Origin of the sequence: Lunatimonas sp. (genome assembly GCF_020832325.1) — a bacterium.
GTDB lineage: Bacteria > Bacteroidota > Bacteroidia > Cytophagales > Cyclobacteriaceae > Lunatimonas.
Genome location: NZ_JAFIEU010000044.1, coordinates 26,138 through 50,366, shown reverse-complemented (window position 1 = coordinate 50,366; position 24,229 = coordinate 26,138). Strand labels below are relative to the sequence as shown.

Below are 24,229 nucleotides of genomic sequence, written 5' to 3'. Positions count from 1 at the left end.
ATTAACCAATCCAATGGAACTCCCTAGCTGGGGAATCCATCCCAAACCAGCCTTGTCGTATGTCCACAAATTTCAAGCAACTGATATCTCCCCTAGGTATCTTACTTATAACCAACCTGTTTGCTATTTCTTCCTGCACAGAAGAACGGAAGTATCCTGAGCTGGCAGATAAAGTAACGGTCATTCGCGATCAGCAGGGAATAAACCATATTTATGCCGAAAACGAACAGGATCTGTTTTTTGCACAGGGCTATCTAGCGGCCAAAGACCGACTGTTTCAGTTTGAATTATGGAGACGACAGGCCACCGGTACCCTGGCAGAAGTATTTGGCGAACGAGAGCTAGCACGTGACATCGGTGTACGTCTGTTTCGGTTTAGAGGCGACAAACAGCTGGAACTAAACCACTACCATCCCCGTGGCGAAGAAATAGTGGATGCCTTTGTACAGGGTATCAATACGTACATCGAGGAAGCCTTGCAAGATCCAGAGGACTTGCCTGTGGAGTTTACCATGTTGGGAATCAAACCCGAAAAATGGACCTGGGAGGTAGTCATTTCCAGGCACCAGGGTCTATTGCAGAATGTGCAGCAGGAACTTAACTACTCCCGAATCGTGAGTCTCATTGGACCTGAAAAAACCAAAGAACTATTTCACTTTCACCCCTTCGATCCCGACCTGAGCATTCCTCCTACCATACCACAGGAACTATTGTTTAAGGACCTCATTGCCCCCTACACGGCATTTAGAAGTCCGGTTAAATTCCGTCGGGAAGATATAGCCCCCCCTTACCGCTTGGATCACCCTGAAGATACGCTAGCTTCTGCCGCATTCGACCTGGAGCAACTGGTACTGGAATCTGCCGATGCAGCTTCCCTAGGCAGCAACAATTGGGTAGTCGATGGAACGCTATCGGACAGTGGATTTCCTATCATGGCCAACGACCCCCATCGGGCACAGGCAGTCCCCTCACTGCGGTATTGGGTAGGACTTCACGCGCCCGGCTGGGATGTGGTGGGAGGTGGAGAACCGGAAATTCCAGGTGTCTCGATCGGACACAATGGCGTGGGTGCTTGGGGACTTACCATCTTTCAAACCGATATGGAAGATCTGCGCGTATACGATATTGACCCCAAAAACCCCTATACCTACCGCTACCAAAACCAGTGGATGGCCATGGAGCGGGTCACCGATACCCTTCGGATCAAAAACCAAAAAGATACGGTGGTGCACCATTACTATACTGTCCATGGCCCGGTGACATTTATCGATGAAACACTCCAAAAGGCCGTGGCAGTAGAATGCGCCTGGCTGCACACAGGTGGGGCTCCTTACCTTGCCAGCCTGAGGATGGCCCAGGCACAAACCTGGGAAGAATTCAGAGACGCCTGCACCTATAACCACGTACCTGCTGAAAACATGGTCTGGGCCGACAAGAATGGTACCATTGGCTGGCAGGCAACCGGAATTGCTCCGATTCGAACCACCCACTCGGGATTGGTCGTTAGCCTTGGAAATGGAATGGCCGACTGGGAAGGTTTTTTACCCATGCTGGAAAGGCCCCACAAAGAGAATCCAGCTAGTGGCTTTATTGCCACCGCAAATGAAAACCAAGTGGATGATACCTATCCGTACCCTGAGGCCCTTGGTTATACCTGGGCGGACGCATTCAGAGGGGACCGTATCCGTGAGGTATTGGGGAGTGGGAGAAAATTCACTCCAGAGGACATGGGAGCCCTGCAGAACGATTACCTTTCGCTCCCGGCAAGCGTCTTGGTACCGATCCTTGACACCATGAAACTGGAGGATGCCTCGTTAATTCGGGCAAAACAACTGTTGACCGATTGGGATTGTGTGCTATCCCCAGAGTCTGTCGCCGCAGGGGTGTATGTGATGTGGGAGCGAAAAATCAGAACCAAAGTAGCGGATTTGTTAATCCCCGGAGAGGTTAAACCTTACCTATCTGAACTGCCGATGACCAAAACCCTGACTTGGATCAAAGAGCAAAGCCCTACACTTACCGAACGGATGACTACATCGGATTTACTTACGACTTCTCTGGTGGCAGCGTTGGAAGAATTGGAAAGACGCTTTGGAAAAGAATGGAATGCATGGAATTATGGACAAAAAGACTACAAACATGCGCTGATCCGACATCCGTTGGGAACGGTGGTGTCGGAAGAGTGGCAGAAGAAGTTAGAAGTAGGGCCGGTTCCACGTGGTGGGTACAGTTTTACGCCTGGCGCCAATGCCTATGGCGACAACAATACCACGGGAGCATCTTTCCGCATCGTGGTGGATACCGGTGATTTTGAAAAGACGTTGGGTGCCAATAACCCAGGTCAGTCCGGTCGATTTGACAGCCCATTTTACAAAAACCTATTTGAGCTTTGGTGGCAGGATCAGTTTTTCCCTGTACCATACGCCAGGTCTCAGGTGGAAAAGCAAGCCTTTAGCAAGGAGGTATTGTATTGAAAAAGTGTAGGACATGATTGTTTGATCGGTACCCCTAGTATCAAGAAGTCAATAGAGGAAACCCATACCAAATACGCAAACAGGACCTTTGGAAACGATAACCTTCTCTTCTTCTCTCATGGATTTTCACAGTACACTGTGGAGATTTCATATACCTGTACCTGATCCAATTGCCAATTCCTATATGGAAGGGGACAACCGCCGGGTACTGGTTTGGGTGGAAAATTCGCCCAAGTTACATCTGGCACTGATGAAGCACAGTGACTATTGGTTTGTGTTGATTAACAAAGCCTTGGTTACCTCGCTTTCCATTCGTGAAGGACAGACTCTCCAAGTTCGTATGGAAAAGGACCGATCCACCTATGGGCATGAGATGCCGGTTGAGCTCCAAGAGATTCTGCACCAGGACGAAGCTGCCCATGCCTATTTCCATGCGCTGACCATGGGCAAACAACGCGCACTCATTTACCTGGTTTCAAAAGTCAAAAATTCCCAAAGTAGGTTGAATAAGGCGTTGGCCATCAGCAGCCACCTGGTAGAATCAAAGGGAAACCTGGATTTTAAACAGCTTAACGAAAAGATCAAATATTTCAATAATTTAGGGAGGCCTTTTCCTTAGCAAAAGACCTCCCTTGAATACCCTACCCCATCTAAATTTGCAGGCCAGTCCTCTTCGATGGGGCACAAACGGCCACCGCTGTATACCTTGAACAGATCAATAGCATCGCTGCTTACCACCTAACGGTCTCGAATTTCCACCCGGGATGGTACTTTTGCATCTCCGTTTCATCGTCTCTGTGGGTCAGTCCACACGCTAAGTAATCAGCATGCAACTTGGCCAGCATGTCCCTGTCCAACTCCACTCCCAGCCCCGGACCAGAGGGCACTGCCACGGCGCCATCAACAATGGGTAGCTTACCTCCGACTAGGACATCCTCTGATTGCCAAGGGTAGTGTGTGTCCAGTGCGTAGGGTACTTCCGGAAGGGCTGCTCCCAGGTGTGTCATTGCAGCCATTGAAATGCCCAAATGGCTATTTGAATGCATAGAAAGGTCCCTACCGAATGTTTTACACACCCTCGCCAGTTCCATGGAGGCTTTTAGTCCACCCCAAAAATGGTGATCGCTTAGTATGATGTCCTCTGACCCAAGATGCACACTCTCGGGAATATCTTCAAAGGAGGTAGTACACATATTCGTGGCTAGTGGAGTTTTCAGTTGTTTCCTCAAATCTGCCATATGCTTTTGGCTTCGCACCGGGTCTTCCAGATATTCCAAAATCGGCTCTAGCTCCTTTCCATAGGTTAGAGCCGTTTCTGGTTTCCAAATGGCATTGGGATCAAAGCGGAGAGGGACGTCTTTCCCAAAGGCATCGTACAACGCGAACATGGAATCGGTTTCCAGTCTGGGCTCAAATGCCCCTCCTTTTAGTTTTATGGATTGGAATCCAAATGCATCACACATCGCTTTGGCTTGATAAACAATCCCTTCTGGATCCACAGCCTTCCGTTGCCGGGCCGCCGCCCAACCTGTAGCATTAGGGTCCAATGATTTTCCGAGGTGTCCGCCTGCACCTTCGTATTTGTAAAAAAGGTAAGCGGCAAAAGGCACACTGTCCCGCATCTTTCCGCCCAACAGATCCACCACAGGCCTTCCTAATATCTTTCCCTGAATATCCAAACAGGCTACTTCCAATGCACTGAATACATGCACCAGCTTGCGCTGATCCCACGGCGTATTCCCCCTGGAAGAAGCGCTCTCCTTGCCAAAATAACCGGAAAGTCGATGCTGGAGCGCATTGAGATGAAAGGGATCCATGCCGAGTACCAGGGACCTTGCCGACTCCAATGACTGATTGGTTTGGACATTGCCAGGGATTTCGCTGATGCCGATTATCCCGCTTTCAGTCACCAATTCCAATACTGTGCGCAACGCAAATGGAGCATGTACGCCTGCTGCATTCAATAATGGGGGATCCGTGATGGCTATCGGCGTGATTACCATATCACAGATCTTCGCACCTGAAGATGTAACCACAGTATTTAGCTAGTTAAATTAAATTTGAATCTTTTAAACATTATTCAAGCCCGGATAGCTTTTCCATAAGTAAGGCGATGGAGCTATGGTCCTTTTCACCGTTTCCGAGTGCCAAAAGGGCGTCCATGTGACTGGCTACCAGCGCAGAGCCGTACAAAGGGACAGAAAATTCCTTCCCCGCTTCCAACGCGATATTCATATCTTTCCGATGGAGCTTGATCTTAAACCCGGGATCAAAATTTCGGTCGATGATCCGTTGTCCGTGTAAGTCCAGTATCCTGCTTTGCGCAAATCCTCCCAGTAAGGCTTCCCGCATTTTTGCCAAGTCAACTCCCGCTTTCTTTGCCAGCGTAAATGATTCCGATACGGCTTGTATAGTCATACCAACAATCATTTGATTGCAGGCTTTGGTCATTTGACCTGCACCTGCATCTCCGATCAGCACTGCACTTTTCCCCATTACCTGAAACAACGGCATCACGGCATCAAACGCCGCTTGGCTGCCCCCGCACATGATCGATAGGTTGCCGGTTTCGGCGCCCACCTGCCCGCCGGAAACAGGTGCATCCAAAGCTTCTACCCCTTTTTCCTGCAACTTGGCATAGATCTCACGAGCGGTAGAGGGTGCTATGGTAGACATATCTACGAAGATGGTTCCCTGCGAAATGCCCTCAAAAACCCCATCGGCGCCAAACACCACGTTTTTTACCTCGGGAGAATCCGGCAACATGGTAATGACCACATCGGATTTCTCCGCAAGTACCTTGCTACTCTCAAAAGTAGTTGCTCCCTCCTTTTCCAATTCGCTGGAGGCTTTGCTACTTTTTAGCACATTGAGCGCATAGCCCGCTTTAATTAAATTCAATGCCATGGGCTTCCCCATGATTCCCAAACCAATAAATCCTATTTTCTTCATCATGATGCTTTCGGTTACACAATATTTACCACCTACTCGGGCTTTTTCTACCCGAAGGCAAACCAAGTTACTAAACCCAACGTAAACGGCAAAACATAGTCACCGTATTGAATTGGATTTGGTCACGCTTCTGTATCTGCGGCGAGAAGCAAGGCACTGATATGGCCATAGGCAAAGGAGAAAGCCTGCAGATTGGCACCAGGTGCGTCGGAATAAGGCACGTGGTCAGGCATGACCATCCCATCAAATTCTACGTCCCGCAGGGCCCGGACCACGTGGAAGAAGTTCATGTCGCCATTATCTGGGTAAACTTCCTGAAAGTTATTCCACCCTCCTTTGATATTACGCAAGTGTACATTGAAAATTTGCTTTCGTTTTCCTGCCCACTCGATAATGGGAAAAATCTCTGTGGCAGGGTCTTTTAACCCTTCTGCAATGGATCCGATGCAGAAGTTAAAACCATGGTATGGACTGTCGTAAAGTTGCGCAAAACGCTTTATACCCTCAAATACGTCGGGACTGTTCCATCGAGTAATCCCCCTAAATCCGGCAGCTACCGGTGGGTCAGCAATGTGGTTGGCTAGTTTTACCTTGTATTCTTCTGCCACAGGTAGCACTCGATCCAGAAAATAGGTGATCCGCTCAAACATTTCGTCTATATCCACTGTGCCAGCAACCGTCAGCGGCTGTTCGGTTTTTAAGGCTTCTTCATAATTCCAGGTGCTGTAGCTGGCAAAACCTCTTTTGGGGTCAATGGTTCTTTCCGTGCGCAATACCGGCAAGATCGTAGTATTGTAGTTCAACACCTTGATGCCCGTCTTTGCAGACACCTCTATCATTTGCTGCACCATTTCAATCTCTTTATCCCGCTGGGGACTCTTGCCGAGCATAATATTCGGGATAATGACACGATCAATCCCTGCCGAGGTCAGCGGAAGGTGATAGGCATCTAAGTTGATTCCGTATTTTTCGCAAGCTTCGCGCTTCCGGAAGGAATCCTCTAAATCCCATCCTTTACCCTCTACAAAGGCAGGCATTCCTCCATCCAGATGAAATACGCCATGCCGCGCTTTGAAAGCCAGGTTTTCCTCTGTCGTCCCGCCGGACTGACACCCAAGCTTCATCAGCACTTTTTTTGGTTTGGTGGCTTGTGCAGAAGCCAAGCCGGTTTCCTCGGGCGGCGCGCAGCTCGAAAGGGTCTGCCCCAGTGTGATGGCACCTACAGAACCCGCAGAAAGGAGCTTTACAAAGTCTCTTCGTTGAACGGTTCCGGATTTTTTCTCGGATGAATTTTGGGTTTTCATATCTGTTTGGGTTAAATGTATCTTTGATTTTAACTAAGTGGAAATAGCTTCGCCGCCAGCATAATCACAATCAGTCCAGCGAATCCCATGATCGTAAGTAGCGGCGAAAAGGTCTTAAGGGCCTCCTTTTCGGTGAGATTGCTCATTTTGCAGACAATCCAGAACCCACTATCATTCATCCAGGGAACCAACTTGGAACCGCAAGCAATGGAAAGCCCCAGGTACAGTTGGTGATACTCCAGTGCAGTAGTCGCCATACCTGCCAAGATCCCCGAAGCCGTAATCATCGCTACCGTAGCCGAACCTTGGGCAGTCCGCACCAGGGCCGTAATAAAGAAAGCAAGTGGAATCAAGGCCATCTGATAGTTTGCTGTGAGGTCTGCAATCCGGCTACTGATACCAGTTTGTTGAAGCATCGCACCGAACGCACCGCCGGCAGCTGTAATCAGGATGATTACGCCCGCACTCGTCAATGCAGCCTGTACCGAGCTGACTACCTGATCCCGTTCACCCCGTTTGATACGGATTACGGTAATCAAGGCTGCAAGGGCGCCCAGTATCAAGGCAAGGTTTTTCTCTCCAAAAAAGAGTACGGTAGCAATGACCCATTGTCCTACTCCGGTCGTTTGCTCGATAGCCTCGGGGGTGAAAAAAGTCTCCACCCCTGCTTTCGCACTGATCAATCCCAGGGGGATGATGATCGGTCCCAACGAACTCAGTATGCCTGGCAAGTTCGAAGTGTTTTTTTCCGATAGTGCTTTGATTTCGGATAAGGGTGCTTCCAGCGAATCCCTCAGCGGGATTTCCCACCGCCGGTTTGCCCAAACGGCAAACAGGTATCCCACAGCAATGGTAACTAATCCGACCAGAAATCCACCCACCATCATCATCCCAATAGGGATATTCATCTCCGCAATCAAAAACAACGGACCTGGCGTTGGTGGCACCAAGGAATTGGCCATGGCTGCACCTGCGGTCACACAGAGCACGAGCAACAGGTAATTGCCTTTCAGTTTCATCGCCATCGCTTTGGCCAAGGGAATCATCAGGTAGAATACCGTGTCAAAAAACACGGGAATACCCAAAAAGAAGCTACCGCTGATAAAGGCAACCGGCGCTTTCTTCTCCCCTGTCACGCCTAAAATGGATCGAACAATCCGCTCCGCGGCACCACTGACCAACATACACTTTCCGATGATGGCTGCCATCGCTATCAGTATACCGATCTGTCCTGTAGTAGTACCAAACGCCGTGGCAATACGATCGCCGATGGGCCGGGCTGCCAAGGCTTCCGCAGCCGCTTGGCTCATGCCTCTGCTCAGTCCGTAGCCCACGATGGATTCTGCCGGTGTCATCCAAGCCACCACCAAGGCTGCCAACAGCAACGCCAAGAAGGGATTGAGGCGGAAAGCAATGATTCCTCCCACCACCAATACCATCCCTACCAACAAAATAACCAAAGGATCCTGTAACATATCCGTCAAGTCGAGCTGGTACTCTTTTTCAGTTGGTTTAATTTTTTGGCCAACTCCGCAGCGCCATTGGCAACGAAGGTGGCGTCAGATCCGCAGGCAATCAATTGAATTCCCATTTGCTGGTACTTGGTGAATTCTGCCGGATCAAACAGGAGTATCCCCGTAGCTTTTCCGGCACGCTTTGCAGCAGCGACGATTCTATCCACAGCGGCAGTAAACGTGGGATGATCTAGTTGGCCAAAAATCCCAAGGGACATGGAGAGATCCGCCGGACCAATAAAGAGTACATCCACCCCCTCAATGCCTGCAATCTCCTCTACTTGCTCAACCGCTTCTCGTGTCTCTATTTGGATGATTCCCACCAGATTGTCTTCTGTATGGTGGCGGTAGGCATCAAATTGCTTTCCAAATGCGGTGGCTCTCACCATTTTGGCTACTCCCCTATGTCCGATGGGTGGATAGTGAATTCCCATCACTGCTGTTTGAGCATCTTCGACCGACTTGATCTGAGGACACATCACGCCTTCTGCCCCCACATCCAACACCCGGTGGATTCGCTGTTTGGCAACACTCTCCACACGCACCACAGGTGCCGCCCCGGTATGTTCCAGTGCTTGAAGCTGATGGAGCAGGTCCTTCGGTTCCCCTGCCCCATGCTCCAAATCGATCAAAACCCAATCAAATCCGGCCAATCCTACAATCTCTGCCGTGACAGAACTCCCTAGGTTCAGCCAGCATCCGCTGAGCGTTTCCCCTGCTTTCAATCTTCTTTTTAATCCTTTCATAGTTTGGGTTTAAGGCCTTTGGTCTTTTGCTTTATAAAGTAGTAATTAATGGCAAATAATACTACTTCACATCCCACCAAACCCTCGTATCCATGATATTTGGTCCCTGACGGGCGATTGCGGCTTCCACGTTTCCTGCATTCACGTTAAGCTCCGCATCCGTGTAGCTCAGCCTTCGGATAAAAGGCTCTGTTTGTAAGTCGCTTCCCGGAAATAAATTGGGACTAAGCTGTGGATATCCGGACCTGCGGAAATTTGCCCAAGACTCCGGCCCCAATAGAAAGGTGGAGACCCAATACTGCGTATTGATCTGCTCCAATTCTTTGCCTGCTTCTAATGGATGGGACTGGATGTACTGCTGGATAGCCGCCGCATCCACAGCTGTGCTTGCACCGTAGGTGGCCAATTGCTGCATATGCGCCTCAATACCTCTCGCGTATAGGTCAGCCACGTTGCCACCAGTCCAACCCCTATGTGCAGCCTCTGCCAATAGCAGCAAGGTTTGGCTGTAGGTGATTAAAAAGCTGGGAGCTTGAATCGCGGCCATACGCGTACGATCCAGTTGGGAATAATCCCATAGACTGACTAGTCCACTTGCCTGCACAGCCGCACTGATGGTGGTATTGTCATACCCTAGCGGCATGCCTATTTGAACATCCGGGTTTCTGTTTGCATTCGCTGCTACCTGACCCGCACCACTAGCGGCGCCCACATACCTAACGGCTATTGAAGCCAGCCTTGGGTCGTTATTGTCTTTAAGAAAGGATACAAAATCCTCTGCTAAATAGAAAAACGCTGACTGACCACCGTTGAGCTGTGCACCAATATTGTTGGTGAAGTTTGCTGTGTGCCGTATGATGGCGTTATCAGCATTTGACTGCATCAATCCACCGTTCACCGCTTTGGTTACATACTCAGCGGCCTTGGTAGGATTGACTTTTGAATGCCTCATCGCTGCTCGGAGCAATAGGGAGTAGCCGAAGCGTTTCCACTTGGCCAAATCTCCGGAATACAGGATCTCCGATGCAACAGCCGGTCCCGATAGATTGATAGATGCGGAGGCATTATCCAGTTCTTTCAGAATATCGTCATACACATCTTCCTGCCTATCGTATACCGGACTCGTGATCCCGTCTAAAAACACCCTACCTGCCTCGAAATACGGTACATCTCCATAGGTATCTGTTATTATCATGAAGGTGTAAGCTTTCCAAATACGTAGGATTTGCCGTAAATTATCATACTGCGGCCTTCCTTCGGTGGCATGCAGCGCAGATACAAGGTTTTTGATACCTTCCCGGTATCCTCTTTGCCAGTTTCCGGCGGCCACATTTCGGTTGTCCTGATTGAAATTGGCCGCAGCACCTACACCGCTGAACGGTGTTATCATTTGCTTCACAATGGTCGTCTCGTAGCTAAGGTTTCCATATTGGGGAGCGGAGGCTACCATCGCGGTATTCAACATAAACACCGGCTCTACAGAGGTAAGTGCATTGGGATTGATATTCATTTCATCAAATCCGTTGTCGCAAGCGGCCCCCACAAGGAGGCAGACCAGAATGATATATTTATTGACTAATTTCATGAGATCTGAATTTTAACAAGTTAAAACTTCAAGTTTAAATTAAAGCCGATGCTGCGACTTACTGGAAGGCCCGTAGCCTCCAAGCCCATCATGTTGTCCGATGGAAACCCAAATTGGTCGGGATGGATATGGGGAACCCATTGCTTAATGACTGCCACATTGTTGGCAACGGCATTTAATCTCACACCCCTAACTGGAAAATTGGAAGGTAGCAACTTACTAAAGTCATATCCCAGGGTAATTTGTCTTAATTGCCATGACCCTGCGTTAAACACTGAAAGCTCGGAAAGTAATAAGCTGCGAACTGATTCGTAGTAAAGCTGCACGGGTGTCTGTGTAGTATTGATTTCTCCATTTGGATTAACTCCATCGCCCACCACATAGCCTACATCTCTTCCGGGAAGTGTAGCTTTATCGAGGCCATGGCGGTATGCATTGATATGTGTACCAGATATCATTTTATGGCCTAGCTTAAAGTCAATCAAGAAGGACATGTTGACCCCTTTGTAGTCAAATCCATTGGTAAAACCACCCACCCAAGTCGGTATGGCGCTGCCAAACTCCATCTGTTCCGGATTTCGAAGTGGACGGCCGTTACCGGGATCGTGAACGATCCTCCCCTGCGCATCCCTCATAAGTCCAAAACCATACAACTGGGCCATAGGTCTTCCAACTACGTGGCGAAGCTCCCCGTGAAAGTCCGCCGTACCTACGGTGATGCTGTTGTCGCTTACATCCGGCCCGAGATCCAACACTTCGGTGATGTTGTAGGCCGCGTTGAAACTGGCATTCCATCGAAAGTTTTGGGTCACAATGGGGTTTATATTAAGCAACATCTCTACGCCTTCGTTTTTGCTTTCTCCGACATTGATCAACTGACTCAAAAATCCGGTGGCATCCGAAAGCTGCGCTTGCAAAATCTGATCCTTTGACAGCTTGTGGTAATAGGTCACCTCAAAGCCAACCCGGTTGTCAAACAATTGCATTTCTAAGCCAAATTCCCTTTCCTGAACTGTCATAGGTCTTAGATTTGGGTTGGGTACCACGGAACCGGCGATGCTGCCGAGTGGTTGCGGTACTCCGTTCGAGTTGGGAAACTGCTGCGCATTGATGTTAAAAAAGAGATTGTTGGAATATGGCTGCACATCCGTATCACTACCAACTTCTGAATAGCCTGCGCGGATCTTACCAAAGGTGATCCACTCAGGAAGTGAAGAACCAAACGCCTGCGAAAAGACAAAACTTCCTGTGATGGAAGGGTAGAGAATGGAACGGTTAGCAGGCGACAGGGTGGAAAACCAGTCGTTGCGAACGGTGCCGTTGATATATAGAAATTCTCTAAACGAAATCTCAGCAGAACCATACAAGGAGTTTACCTGTCTTTCCGAAAATTGGTAAATGGGATCCCTTAACCGGCTGTTTCCGATCGTATAGAGATCTCTCGAAAAGAAATCCTGCACATACACATTGTGCCTGCTGAACCTTCTGTACATCTGATTTCCGCCCGCATTGACCAAAAACCCAAAGTCTCCAAAGGTTTTGTTCGCACTGATCAAAAAATCGGCATTGACCTCCCGTACGTTCGTAGCATCCTGTACGTATTGACCGTTCACAAAACCCGCAGGCGCCGGTACTTGACGTTGGGTTCCATGTGGCAGGTTGTATTCTTGCTCTCTTGCGAAGAAGTCCTGCCCTACCCTACCTTGAACAAATAACCAATCTGCCAGATCGTATTTGGCGGTGATGTTACCAAAAACTCGGTCCCGGTCGATCAAGTCAAAGCGCTTAAGCGCAAAGTAGGGGTTGGTTCGGTTCGTAAATCGAGACCACACATTTTCATTGCCATTTGCATCTTCCGCATTATCCCTTAGCACATGCATGGGCATGGAATTAGCCAATGTATAAATGATCACCGGGCTGTAATCCTGTTCCGCTATATTGGGCGGATTTCTTCTGTATTCTTTTGAATAGTTGATGTTTCCTGAAATGTTGAGCTTTTTCCCCACGGTTTGTGTAAACCCGAAGTTTGCAGTCTTCCGGTTAAAATCGGAATTGGGCATGATCAATTGATTATCCATGTTGGAAATCATCAGGTTGAAGCCACCATTATCGCCGGATGAGGCCACCGAAAAGGAGTTGGTCCAGGTATAGCCATTTCGGTAAAATTCCCTGAACTGATTTCGCTGCGGTTCATAGGGCACCTCCAAGTTATCAAACAGGATATGGGTCATGCCTGGCTGAAACCGCTCGCCAAAACTCCATACACCGGAGGTTGGAAAGGGAGAAGTTGGCCGAACGCCGTTTTCCCCTTGCCCATATTCGAACTGATAGTCTCGAAAATCCATGGGTGTATCGTGGGTAAAATTGGAGTTAAATTCTACCGTAACGCCACGACCGGTACCCCGGTTTTTGGTAGTAATCATGATCACACCATCTTTTGCACGGGATCCATACAGGGCCGAGGCTGCCCCTCCTTTTAATACCGTCATGGATTCGATATTATCCGGATTGATACTGTTTAAGCCATCTCCACCATCCGAGGTTCGGTTGCTACCTCTATCTGAAAAATCTCCTCTTGCCCCGAAATTGGTATTGTCCAATGGAATGCCATCCACAACAATCAGTGGTGAGTTGTTTCCGCCAAAAGAGGACTGACCCCGGATTCTGATCTTACTGGTTCCGGAAGGACCTGTGCCCAGTGAGGTAATATTTACCCCCGCCATTTTACCCTGCAGGGCATTCATGAAGTTTGGCGTACGGTTAATGGTCATTTCATCCTGACTGACGGTACTGGTAGCATAACCCAAGCTCTTGGCTTCGCGCTTAATACCCAAAGCGGTCACCACCACTTCGTCCAATCCGGTAAGATCCTCCTGCATGGTCACATTAATAAGCGTTTGAGTACCTATCACAATTCGTTGGTTTCGAAAACCGATAAAGGAAAAGACCAAAACACCGGCGTCGGGTGCAGTAATGGTATAATTTCCATCCAAATCTGTCACCGTACCCTGTGTAGTGCCCTCTACCAATACCGACACTCCGGGCAGTGGTAGGCCATTTCCGTCGGTAACTTTTCCACTCACTGTAATGTCCTCCCGCGGGGTGTTTGCTACTGCTACAGGGATATCCAAGCGCACATGGATATTTTGATTCACCAACTTAAAGCGCAACCTAGACTGAAGTGAAATTTCATGAAGTAAATCGTACAGGGACACATCCTTTCTCTCAATGGAAAAACGTTCCTCTGACTGCAAAACCCCCCGATCGAACACAAATCGCAGATTCGTTTTTGCCTCTAGACTTCGAAAGAGTTCTCTAGCTGTGACATCCTGAAGGGACATAGACACCTGCCGGTCCATCGCAGGCACATCAACGGTTTCTTGGGAATTGTTTCGGGCTATCGCCAAAGAGGCAATTCCCTGCGAATAGACGACAAATGGCATGCTTACAAAAATAAGAAGGCCAAGTAGGACTGTCCGTACGCAGTTTAATTTGGGTGGTAAATGATCTTCCATGGTTATTTTAGGTTAATTGGTAAATTGGATTTGTGAGTGTTTCTAGGTCATTCGTCAATCAATAAATTTTATTATTACATTCCTTCCTTTTATCTGATAATCAATCGGGTAAACAAACTGTAAACCCACCAATATATCCTCGAGCAGCTCGTTGTCGTAGCGTCCGTTCATCTGCCATTCTTTTTGAGGCGATCCAAATAGCTGAATATTGACACCATACCATTTTTCCAACACTTCGAAAAACTCCAACATACCTGTGTCTTTGAACAGCAGCACGCCATCTTTCCATGCAATGGTAGCTTCCACATTGAAAGACCCCACTGAAAAGGTTCCCGATTTTCGGTCCAAGGAAAGCTGCTCGCCGGGTACCAACAAGTGGTTTTTGCGCTGCAACCGATTATCCATTAAGTTTACCCTCAGGCTGCCAGATACCAAAGAAACTTGGGTATTGAACTCTTTTTTGCTCGCCTTTACATTGAAGCTAGTGCCCAACACATCGAGTTGAATACCATCGGCTACCACTTGGAAAGGCAGCGAATCTATATGGGCCACATCAAAAAAAGCCTCCCCACTTAGCTCCACCCTTCGGATAGCACCTGTAAAGTGTTCGGGAAAAACCAACGAGGACTCATAACTCAGATGGACAAGGGTACCATCAGGTAACTTGAGAATTGATTTTCGGCCCTTGGGGTTATTCACAGACACCATGGTCGGTGCATGGACGGCCGGTTCTTCAACCGATGTAGGGAGCAGCTGATCAGCACCAAAGGCACCCATAAAGCTTACCAACAAGATAGCAGCTACCCTTACCCATTGTTTGGCAAACCACTCACGGACATGACCGCCGGAAGGTGGTTTCCTAGGCGTCCTGCTCGTCTCGGCATTCAGAATCAACCCCAGCAACTCATTGCATTCGGATTCGCTCAATTGCTGATTTCCGAAATCCAATCGCTTTATAAATTCCACCGCTTTCTCAAAATCGGACCGGTATATGGTATGATTTTGACGCCAGTTATCCCAAAAAAATGTGGTTTCCCGATTAGGCTCACGAACCCAACGGACAAACTCTTCGTCCGAGATCAGTTGTATAAAAATGGGGCTATTTGGGTTAGTCACGAGTCAATCATTCATTTATATATTTACAAAGAGCAGTTTGTTTCAAATGATACCAGATTTACAAAACTTTTTTTATTTTTTTTAAGCGAGAAATAGCCTGAATACGGGGTAGTAGAGAGAGATATCGAAGTGCTACAGATCTCCTCGTATAAAATCCGCCCCCGGCTTATGGCCTTGCAAAGGATATTTAGTAATTTTAGTCTTCTGAATTATGCTTTATTATGAAAATCAAACTATTTGGCATCGCGCGGGAAATAGTAGGAAGCGCAGAATTAAAGCTTCCAGACGAGGTCGAAGTGAAAAACGTGCAGGAATTCAAAGAGTGGCTGTTTGAAAATTACCCGAAATTTGCGAGCCTTAAATCATTGGCGGTAGCTGTAAACCAAGAATACGCCGATGACCATTCACCATTGGACCAGAATGCAGAAATCGCTCTTATACCGCCAGTAAGCGGAGGCTGAACCTATGATCAAACTTGTAACACATATAGATCTCAACGAATCCTATCTCTCCCTACACCATCCGGAAGCCGGGGGAATGGCGATTTTCGTGGGCTCTGTAAGAAACCATGCCCATGGAAAAGGCGTTATCCAACTGGACTTTGAAGGGTACGAACCCATGGCGCTGAAGGAAATGTCGGCTATAGCCGAGCGAGCCAAGGTATTGTGGCCTATAAAGAGGTTGGTGATGATCCATGCCCTCGGTATGAAAAATATCGGAGAACCCGTAGTGGTTGTTGGCACGGCCACTGCACACCGCGATGCAGCCTTCGAGTCCTGTAAATTTCTGATCGATGAACTCAAAAAGACGGTGCCGATCTGGAAAAAAGAATACTTTCAGGACCAATCTGTATGGGTAAATGCCCATCCTTAAACTGAACCCCATGCCAAAGCAATTTATAGACCCATATGGTCGCGTCTTAAGTTACCTTCGCCTTTCTGTTACGGATAGATGCAATTTTAGATGCTATTATTGCATGCCGGAGGAAGGGGTCAACTTCGTGGACCGCAAGCAACTCCTCTCCTACGAGGAATTGGAATTTTTGCTCGATGTGTTCGCGGAATACGGAGTGAATAAAGTGCGGATTACCGGGGGCGAGCCTTTTGTAAGGCGCGGACTGGTGGATTTTTTGAGTCGTATCAGCCAACTGAAAGGACTGTCAGAAATAGCCATCACCAGCAATGGATCTCTTTCGTTTGCCCAGATTGACGCACTGGCTGACATGGGCATCCGCAGCATCAACATTAGCTTGGATTCGTTGGATAAGAAGCGGTTTTTTGAAATCACTCGAAGAGATAAATTTGACGAAGTATATGCATCTATCATGTATATGATAGGTAAGGGCTTTGAAGTCAAGCTCAATGCGGTGATAGCAGACGGTAAAAATACCCAAGACATCCTGCCGTTTATCGAACTGACCAAACACCACCCGGTGTCAGTCCGGTTTTTGGAGGAGATGCCATTTAATGGTACCGGCACGTTCGAGGTTCCGACCTGGAACCACGTGGTCATCAAGGGACATATCCTGAATCATTATCCCACCATGCAGCGTTTGACAAGCGAAAAAAGCAGCACCTCGGTAAACTATCAGATTCCGGGATATCAGGGCACATTCGGCATCATTGCCTCCTACAGCCGAACATTTTGTGGGACCTGTAACCGTCTTCGTTTGTCTGCCACCGGCGAGCTTAGAACCTGCCTTTATGGCGCCCCAGCGTTAAACCTTCGAGACCTCCTTCGGTCGGGTGCAAGCAGGGATGAGGTGGTACGTGAACTGATCCTAGCAGTAGCCAAAAAAGAAAAAGACGGTTTTGAGGCGGAAGCCATCCAAGCGCAAACACCCAAAAAGTCCATGTCGTTTTTAGGAGGTTAATCGATGCGTGACAGCAACAGGTACATTCGGCAAATACAGTTACCCGGATTTGGGAAGGATGGGCAGGAAAAACTTGCCCGATCCAGCGTCTTGGTGATTGGTGCGGGAGGACTGGGCGTCCCTGTTATCCAATACCTATCTGCAATGGGCGTGGGACATCTGGGAATCATGGATGCCGACTCCATTGATATCAGCAACCTGCACCGACAGGTAATTTACCAAAGTAGTCAAGCAGGTATGGACAAGGTTACCGCATGCCGGGAGTGGGTCGAAAAACAAAACCCCGATATAATCCTTCAAACCTATGCAGAATTCCTTTCGGTATCAAATGCCCTAGCTACCATTGCTTCCTATGATCTGGTTATTGACGCCACGGATAATTTTGAAGCGCGTTACCTGATCAACGATGCATGCGTCCTGCTTGAAAAACCCTTTGTATACGGAGCATTGCAGGGTTACGAGGGCCAGGTGAGTGTTTTCAACTACCAATCGGGACCAACCTACCGATGCCTATACCCTATTCCTCCAGATGCCGGCCAAATCCCCGATTGCAATCAGGCGGGCGTATTGGGTATCATTCCGGGAATCATTGGCTCCTATCAAGCTTTGGAAGCGGTAAAGGTCTTGACAGAGTGCGCAGAGCCATTAAGTGGCAAATTGTTGGTTCTCGACTTCAAAGACCATCATCACTACGCTATCAACATCCGCACCAATCCCTTAAGCAGGCAAATAAAGGCGTTACAATCGTCCTACGCCTTGGATTCCTGTGCGATAGAGGATGAAATAAGTGTGGAGGAACTCGCCAAATGGCTTTTGGCGGATAAGGAGTTTGCATTACTTGATGTACGGGAAACCTCTGAATTTGAAGCAGAAAGGTTGGAACAGGCGGTGTCCGTTCCTCTTTCCGAAATCTATAACCAGACCATCCCCTGCTCCACACATCAACCTTGGGTGGTCATGTGTCAACTGGGGAGTAGAAGCAAAAAGGCCATCCAGATTTTAAAAAGTCGATTTCCAAACGCCAAATTGATCAACCTAGAGGGGGGACTAGCGCAATGGTGTTTGGAGATGGGTAATTTACACCTAAATGAATAGCATGATATCGGTAAAGCAAGCACTGGAAATTATCAATAATCAACCGCTACCCCTGGGGTTTGAAGAAATTCCCATCCACTTGGCGGTAGGCAGGATACTTGCGGTAGATGTTTTGGCCGATCGGGATGCTCCCCCATTTGACCGGGTAACTATGGATGGAGTCGCTATTCAGGCTGCACATTTCAAGCCAGGATTTGCCTACCAGATAGCCGGTACACAAGCGGCCGGAGGTGTGCCACAATCTATCAAAGACCCCTCCCATTGTCTTGAGGTGATGACAGGTGCTATGTTACCCATGGGCGCCGATTGTGTGATTCCCTACGAGCAAGTAACTATCCGGGACGGATACGCCACGCTTCAAATAGACGCTGTGGCACCCTATTTGAACATTCATAGAAAAGGCATGGACACAATAATGGGGAATACTCTCATCCCCAAAGGCAGTCGACTGAGTGCAGGCAAAATTGGTGTGATGGCCGCGGTAGGGGTATCGAAGGCAACCGTAGCGTGCCTGCCCAAGGTAATTGTCTGCTCTACCGGGGACGAACTGATACCCATTGAAAAGGAGCCACTTCCCCACCAAATCAGAAACTCTAACGCCTCCATGTTGCAGGCTGCATTGAATCATTGGGGCATCCGAGCAGATTCGATACATCTCCCCGACGAGAAAAGCGCCCTGTCAGAAAGCCTGGCAAAGCTCAAAGAATCCTACGATATCTGGATGTTTTCGGGCGCTGTATCCAAAGGCAAATTCGACTACCTTCCGGAGGTCTTGCAGGAGTTGGGTATGAATAGCCTCATTCACGGAGTGGCCCAACGGCCGGGAAAACCATTTCTGTTTGGCGCGTTCGATCATTCCATCGTATTTGGATTTCCGGGAAATCCGGCATCCACGCTAATTTGTTTTCACACATTTTTTACTCCGTGGCTAGCAACACAGCAGGGATCGGCTGTTGATTCGATGGTAGCGGAATTGGACGCTGATATCGTCTTTAAAAAACCCCTTACCTATCACCTGCTGGTGTCTATTCGCCACGAGGGCCAACGTGTAATTGCTAGCCCCGTCGCCAATTCGGGCTCAGGCGACCTGATACATCTTGGTGCTGCCGATGGGTTTGTCAGTCTACCACCGGATACAGACACGTTTAGCAAAGGTCAAATGTTTCCCCTTACCCGTTGGAGTAATGTATGGTGAGGAAATACAGCTATTGAAATACGAAGTATACCATGAAGGAAATCAAGGAAATCATCAAAGCATTTGATCTCGCTCAGGAAGCAGGCGAACAGACCGCCCTCGCAACCGTGGTCAAGGTGGACGGATCATCCTATCGCAGACCTGGTGCACGCATGCTGGTGACGGAAAGTGGCATGTTGACCGGTGCCATCAGCGGCGGGTGCCTGGAAGGCGACGCACTGAAAAAAGCGCAGTTGGTCATGTTCAGGAATCAATCTATGGTGGTGACATACGATACAACAGATGACGATGACGCAAAATTTGGTGTAGGGTTGGGGTGCAACGGTATCATACATATTTTGATTGAGCCGATTGATTCTTCCTCGGAAAATCATCCTATTAATCTGCTGAAAAAACTCGTTGCGGACCGCAAAGACCATGTTTTGGTTACGTTTTTTGACTTGGAGAATAAACGGGAGCGCCAGTTGGGTACCTGTCTGCTATACAGCGGAGGTCCAGTAGCCCTGGGAGGTATCGAATTGCCCCATTTGCCTGAACTAATCGAAGATATAGCGTCTGTCTGGGAGGAGGGTCATTCACTTATCGCAGAATACGGTAGGGATGCACCGTTACATGCCTTTATCGAATGGGTTCCTGCCCACCTCTCCTTGGTGGTAGTAGGCGCGGGAAATGATGCCATTCCCCTTACGCGATTAGCTGAAGTGCTTGGCTGGGAGATCACCCTGATTGACGGAAGGGCTGCGCAGGCTACCAAGGGGCGTTTTCCGTCCGCTGATCACATCCATGTGGTTCCTGCCCCGGAGGACGCCCTCTCACTATTCTCCAGAGACCATAGAACAGCGGTGATATTGATGACCCATAACTTCAACTACGACCTAGCGGTGATGGAAGGGCTTCTTCCTCTTAAAATCGCCTATTTAGGCGTGCTAGGTCCAAAGAAAAAGTTGGAAAAAATGTATGAGAACCTCCGCGAGAAAGGAATTAGAATCACCGAGGAGGACCGAAAACGTATTTTTGGTCCTGTCGGATTAAATATTCATGCGGAGGCACCGGAGGAAATTGCCCTCTCTATAGTTAGCGAAATTAAGACCGTCCTAAGTGGTGGAGACGGTTCGTTTCTCCGTGACAAAGAAGGACCCATCCATACCGAAGATAGACACCGTGTAAAGAAACGCTAACAGCAGCTGTCAATTGAATCGATCGTAGACGCCAGCCTAATACGCCCGCATGTGGGACCTTAATTCATCTAGGGTGTCTTCGTAGTCGTATTGAATGTCTTCATGCAAGGACTGCAGGGCTTTTTCCAGCTTCCTCACCTGTTGCGCATACAAATTGTCGATTACTGGATGCCTAAAATCAAGGTAACCGTACTCCTCCATGGATTTGCAAAAAGAAATCAGGAGCTCCACATGTACTGCTTTATCCTTGTTTATAGACAGTAACTTATTAAGTGTACGCCTTATTTTTTGGGCAGATTTTTTCGCGGTATGATAATTGTTGCTGTAGTAGCCACTTGCAAATTCGGCATCCAACTCTTCGATGCACTCCTGTAAGAATAGACCGGGTTCATCCTTTTCACGTAGCTTGAAATACAGGTAGGTTTTGTTATCCTTATTTAATTTGGCTAAATCTCCAAGGAATCCGATCAAGGTTTTGTGGTCCAAAGATGACAACTCCTTTTTCAGCTGGGCCAAGGTTGGTAAGTTCATACAGAAAAAACGTTATGGTCTGTTAGGATTCAAAGATAACCAAAACCCTACTTTATAAAAACAGAAAAAAAAAGTACCTTTGGAAAGCATGAACGGTGAGAAATCAATCGGTTTAGGGATATTTTCAAAGACGTTTTCCGGAAGTCCAGACGTCATCTTTCAGAAAGCGAAGCTTTTGGGATTTGATGGACTGCATTATAATATGGTCAGTTCCGGTCTTCCTGCCCTGCCTCCTGCGGTTGCACCGTTCAAGGTTGATGAAATTTTGTTGGCAAAAGGGCGGTATCCATTGGATCTATTGGGTCTCTCCGCGACATTCAACCTGATTCATCCGGACCAATCTGATAGAGAAGCTGGCTTTGCCTCGCTAGAGGTGCTATCAAAGATTGCCAGTGAATTGGAGATTACGATGGTAACTCTTTGCACTGGAACACGTGACCCACAGGATATTTGGAAATGGCATCCTGATAACCAATCCAAAGAAGCTTGGATTGACCTGCTGTCCATGCTGGAACGCTGCATTCTTGTGGCGGAAAAACATGGGATTAAGTTAGGTATTGAACCCGAATTTGGCAACGTAGTGAACGATGCTACTAGTGCCAAAAGGCTATTGGATGAACTACAAAGCCCAATGGTAAGCATCATTTTTGATCCAGCAAACCTGTTCGAAAAAGCCAAATCGCCCGAAGAAGTGCGTGATAAAATCGATCAGGGTTTGGATCTACTTGGGGATCAAGTAGGCGTGGCGCACCTGAAAGACAAAGGACAAAGCGGTGTTTATACCTCCCTTGGAAAAGGTATTATCGATTTCCCGTTTTTTCTAAAAAAATTATCTGAAATAGATTTCTCCGGTCCCTTGGTAATCCACGGAATTACCGAGGACCAGATCCCCGAATCCCTGACCTACCTTCATCCCTTATTGGAGGACATCCGTAAATAATAGGCGCATGGACAATACTTTTGAACACAATCAAATCCATTTCCACTACACCGATAAAGGCAAGGGCCCCGCACTTATTTTTTTGCACGGTCTAGGAGCTTCCTTACAACAGGCCAAAGAAATCACCTCCCGAATAAAAGGCCATCGAATCGTATCCATGGATTTCCGCGGGCATGGAAAAACCAAACGATTTGTAACCGCCTCAGACGCTCAAATGGAGGTTTTCGCCAAGGACCTTTCCAACCTGATGGAATTTCTGGGGATTCACGAATGTATTCTGGGAGGGTTATCACTTGGTGCAGCCGTGGCTATGAAATATGCCTTGGCTAATCCGGAAAAAATCAAAAAACTCGTCTTGGTTCGTCCTGCTTGGGTCAATCAGCGCGACCCGGATCACTTTCACCTCCTAAAACTGGCGCATGACCTAATCCAAAAATACGGTATTGTCACAGGAAGAGAATATTTCACGGAGTCACCGGATTTTGTCGAGGTAAAAGAAAAATTTCCAAATTATGCCGAGTCGCTGCTTGGACACTTCTCACGACCACAAGCGGACACCTCCTATGCCCTGCTCAAATACCTGCCAGAAGACCGGCCAATAGACGACCTAACCCAACTAACCCAACTTTCCATGCCAGTACTGGTAATTGGTAGCAACGACGATCCACTGCACCCCTTCTCCTATGCAGAGACGATCCACAGCCACCTACCCAACGCTACGTTGGTGCCTATAATTTCAAAGTACCTGAACATGGAACAACATAACCGGGAGTTGCAGGCATTGATGGCCTCCTTTATTTCGTCGTAACCTGAAAAGGTCGCCTCAAGGAATTTGATCAAATAGCTTTTCTACACCTCGTACGATCCGATCTCTCATGCGATTCGGGTTTTGTAAAATTACCTCCTCAGCGGTAGCTATCCATACTGCGGAGTTTTTAGATGCATCCACTAAATGTAAGGTCACCGTGCCCTTTTGATAGGTCCCGACCTCAACCGTTTCTGACTTCCAGGTATAGCGCCGTTGCCCAATATAATTAAAGCTGCCTGGATCTGTGATCAGACCGGTCTCTCTGGTCTGAACGCGTTCTTCCACCCATACGCCGAGATTAACCAAGATTTCCGGGTTGTCATCTTCACGCAACAGGCCCCGAAAAGCCATTTGCTTTGCTATTTCCTCTTGTAAAAAAGCTATGTTTCCTTCATAGGATTCGCCTATGCCACCGGAAGCTTCTGACTGATAAAAATTAAAAGATTTATAGGCTTCTAGCCTAAAATCCTCTTTCCTGTCGACCACCTGTATGTTGACAGAAGTACAGGCCGTAAGAAAAACCACCACGTAAACGAAAAACAACAGTTTATACATCATATACGGATTCTTTTACGTATTTCGAAATAAAACCGTATGAATATACCAAAAAATACCAAAAAAAACTAATCTGCCGAAACCGACAGATTAGCCTAGTACTTTTATACCTTGGGGGCTAACTTGACGTCAACCGCACTCAGCCCTTTAGGAGTTTTTTCGGTGTCAAAAACAACCACATCTCCCTCGGCTACTTGGTCTACCAACCCATTCACGTGAAAAAATATACTTTCTTGCGTGACCTGGTCCCGGATAAACCCATATCCTTTGGAGGTATTGAAAAACGAAATTTTCCCCTTGCGGACTGCATCTTCGTCTTCTTCTGATTCGGATTTTCTGGATACGCTGATTTCGATACTCTCCAACTCCACTTCTTCCATTTTTCTCTGGGGATCTGGTGGAGTATCGGTAATATTTCCCTCTGCATCTACATAAGCGATCATATCGGAAAGCTCTCCCCCTTTGTTGGAATGCGTTTTCCTCGCTTCTTTCTTTTCCTCTTTATCCTGTTTCTTCTTAAGTCTTTTCTTTTCTTTTTCCTTTTTGTTAAAAGTCTCTCTGGATTTTGCCATTAATGTGATTTTGTTTCTAATTGATCTTTGGAACTATGACAGGCTTTCCCTTATCTTGCAGCGCATTTGCTGCGGAATTAGCCATAAATACTGAAATGGAGAAATGCCGGACACTGGGGGAAAGAAGTGTCGGTAGGCTTCATTCAGGAAGTATTTTACAAATTAGCAGATTTTTCCGGTTTATTCCTATCATTTCCCAAATAAACGGTCAAAAATTCAGTCCACTTCCAAGGACGCCCCTATCACAAATAGGTACCAAGCAAGTTCCCTGACCAG

The 24,229-nt window shown here is 47.8% G+C and carries 21 protein-coding genes; 10 read left to right on the top strand and 11 right to left on the bottom strand.

What is annotated here, in order from left to right:
• The first annotated feature begins 59 nt into the window (after positions 1-59).
• Together JJU34_RS16330 and JJU34_RS16325 are read left to right on the top strand one after the other, a co-directional pair.
• Positions 60-2,474: a penicillin acylase family protein gene (locus tag JJU34_RS16330; protein WP_228693475.1), complete on the top strand. Its 2,415-nt coding sequence runs from the start codon at positions 60-62 to the stop codon at positions 2,472-2,474.
• Between the two features lie 88 nt (positions 2,475-2,562).
• Complete coding sequence (locus JJU34_RS16325; protein ID WP_228693474.1) at positions 2,563-3,093, top strand: YdeI/OmpD-associated family protein; 531 nt, start codon at positions 2,563-2,565, stop codon at positions 3,091-3,093.
• A gap of 112 nt (positions 3,094-3,205) precedes the next feature.
• Here JJU34_RS16325 and JJU34_RS16320 read toward each other — a convergent pair whose 3' ends face one another.
• The 8 genes from JJU34_RS16320 to JJU34_RS21875 form a co-directional block, all read right to left on the bottom strand.
• Positions 3,206-4,510: an enolase C-terminal domain-like protein gene (locus JJU34_RS16320; RefSeq protein ID WP_228693473.1), complete on the bottom strand. Its 1,305-nt coding sequence runs from the start codon at positions 4,508-4,510 to the stop codon at positions 3,206-3,208.
• Positions 4,511-4,550: 40 nt separating this feature from the next.
• Entirely contained in the window at positions 4,551-5,492 is a 942-nt protein-coding gene (locus tag JJU34_RS16315; RefSeq protein ID WP_228693472.1) for a 2-hydroxy-3-oxopropionate reductase, read from the bottom strand.
• Between the two features lie 56 nt (positions 5,493-5,548).
• On the bottom strand, positions 5,549-6,730 hold the full coding sequence (locus JJU34_RS16310; RefSeq protein WP_228693471.1) for a mannonate dehydratase: 1,182 nt from the start codon (positions 6,728-6,730) through the stop codon (positions 5,549-5,551).
• A gap of 29 nt (positions 6,731-6,759) precedes the next feature.
• On the bottom strand, positions 6,760-8,205 hold the full coding sequence (locus JJU34_RS16305; protein ID WP_228693470.1) for an SLC13 family permease: 1,446 nt from the start codon (positions 8,203-8,205) through the stop codon (positions 6,760-6,762).
• Between the two features lie 5 nt (positions 8,206-8,210).
• Positions 8,211-8,990, bottom strand: coding sequence for an aldolase/citrate lyase family protein (locus JJU34_RS16300; RefSeq protein ID WP_228693469.1), 780 nt, complete (start codon positions 8,988-8,990; stop codon positions 8,211-8,213).
• A gap of 61 nt (positions 8,991-9,051) precedes the next feature.
• Positions 9,052-10,575 carry a SusD/RagB family nutrient-binding outer membrane lipoprotein gene (locus JJU34_RS16295; RefSeq protein WP_228693468.1) on the bottom strand — a complete coding sequence of 508 codons (1,524 nt, stop codon included), beginning with the start codon at positions 10,573-10,575 and terminating at the stop codon, positions 9,052-9,054.
• Positions 10,576-10,595: 20 nt separating this feature from the next.
• Entirely contained in the window at positions 10,596-14,090 is a 3,495-nt protein-coding gene (locus JJU34_RS16290; protein ID WP_228693467.1) for a SusC/RagA family TonB-linked outer membrane protein, read from the bottom strand.
• Positions 14,091-14,144: 54 nt separating this feature from the next.
• A complete protein-coding gene (locus tag JJU34_RS21875; protein WP_228693466.1) occupies positions 14,145-15,206 on the bottom strand; it encodes a FecR domain-containing protein in 1,062 nt (353 codons plus the stop codon).
• Positions 15,207-15,427: 221 nt separating this feature from the next.
• Here JJU34_RS21875 and moaD point away from each other — a divergent pair, with 221 nt between their 5' ends.
• From moaD to JJU34_RS16255, 6 genes are read left to right on the top strand one after another with little or no spacing between them, the layout of a single operon-like run.
• Positions 15,428-15,667, top strand: a complete 240-nt coding sequence (gene moaD, locus JJU34_RS16280) for a molybdopterin converting factor subunit 1 (RefSeq protein WP_228693465.1) — start codon at positions 15,428-15,430, stop codon at positions 15,665-15,667.
• A 4-nt stretch (positions 15,668-15,671) separates the two neighbouring features.
• On the top strand, positions 15,672-16,079 hold the full coding sequence (locus JJU34_RS16275) for a molybdenum cofactor biosynthesis protein MoaE (protein ID WP_228693464.1): 408 nt from the start codon (positions 15,672-15,674) through the stop codon (positions 16,077-16,079).
• Positions 16,080-16,089: 10 nt separating this feature from the next.
• The gene (gene moaA, locus JJU34_RS16270) at positions 16,090-17,079 is read left to right on the top strand and encodes a GTP 3',8-cyclase MoaA (protein ID WP_228693463.1); all 990 of its coding nucleotides are present in this window, start codon (positions 16,090-16,092) and stop codon (positions 17,077-17,079) included.
• A gap of 3 nt (positions 17,080-17,082) precedes the next feature.
• Positions 17,083-18,174, top strand: a complete 1,092-nt coding sequence (locus JJU34_RS16265; RefSeq protein ID WP_228693462.1) for a HesA/MoeB/ThiF family protein — start codon at positions 17,083-17,085, stop codon at positions 18,172-18,174.
• A gap of 1 nt (position 18,175) precedes the next feature.
• Positions 18,176-19,369: a molybdopterin molybdotransferase MoeA gene (locus JJU34_RS16260; RefSeq protein ID WP_228693461.1), complete on the top strand. Its 1,194-nt coding sequence runs from the start codon at positions 18,176-18,178 to the stop codon at positions 19,367-19,369.
• A 32-nt stretch (positions 19,370-19,401) separates the two neighbouring features.
• The gene (locus JJU34_RS16255) at positions 19,402-20,547 is read left to right on the top strand and encodes an XdhC/CoxI family protein (protein ID WP_228693460.1); all 1,146 of its coding nucleotides are present in this window, start codon (positions 19,402-19,404) and stop codon (positions 20,545-20,547) included.
• A 36-nt stretch (positions 20,548-20,583) separates the two neighbouring features.
• On the opposite strand, the gene JJU34_RS16250 is transcribed toward JJU34_RS16255, so the two are convergent.
• Positions 20,584-21,078 (bottom strand): hypothetical protein, encoded by a 495-nt coding sequence (locus JJU34_RS16250; RefSeq protein ID WP_228693459.1) that lies wholly within the window; start codon positions 21,076-21,078, stop codon positions 20,584-20,586.
• An 88-nt stretch (positions 21,079-21,166) separates the two neighbouring features.
• Between JJU34_RS16250 and JJU34_RS16245 the strand changes: the two genes are divergently transcribed.
• Together JJU34_RS16245 and JJU34_RS16240 are read left to right on the top strand one after the other, a co-directional pair.
• Entirely contained in the window at positions 21,167-22,018 is an 852-nt protein-coding gene (locus JJU34_RS16245) for a sugar phosphate isomerase/epimerase (protein ID WP_228693458.1), read from the top strand.
• 7 nt (positions 22,019-22,025) lie between these two features.
• Positions 22,026-22,826 (top strand): alpha/beta hydrolase, encoded by an 801-nt coding sequence (locus JJU34_RS16240; protein ID WP_228693457.1) that lies wholly within the window; start codon positions 22,026-22,028, stop codon positions 22,824-22,826.
• A 15-nt stretch (positions 22,827-22,841) separates the two neighbouring features.
• Here JJU34_RS16240 and JJU34_RS16235 read toward each other — a convergent pair whose 3' ends face one another.
• A complete protein-coding gene (locus tag JJU34_RS16235) occupies positions 22,842-23,384 on the bottom strand; it encodes a DUF4136 domain-containing protein (protein WP_228693456.1) in 543 nt (180 codons plus the stop codon).
• A gap of 101 nt (positions 23,385-23,485) precedes the next feature.
• Complete coding sequence (locus JJU34_RS16230; RefSeq protein WP_228693455.1) at positions 23,486-23,953, bottom strand: cold-shock protein; 468 nt, start codon at positions 23,951-23,953, stop codon at positions 23,486-23,488.
• Between the last annotated feature and the right edge of the window lie 276 nt (positions 23,954-24,229).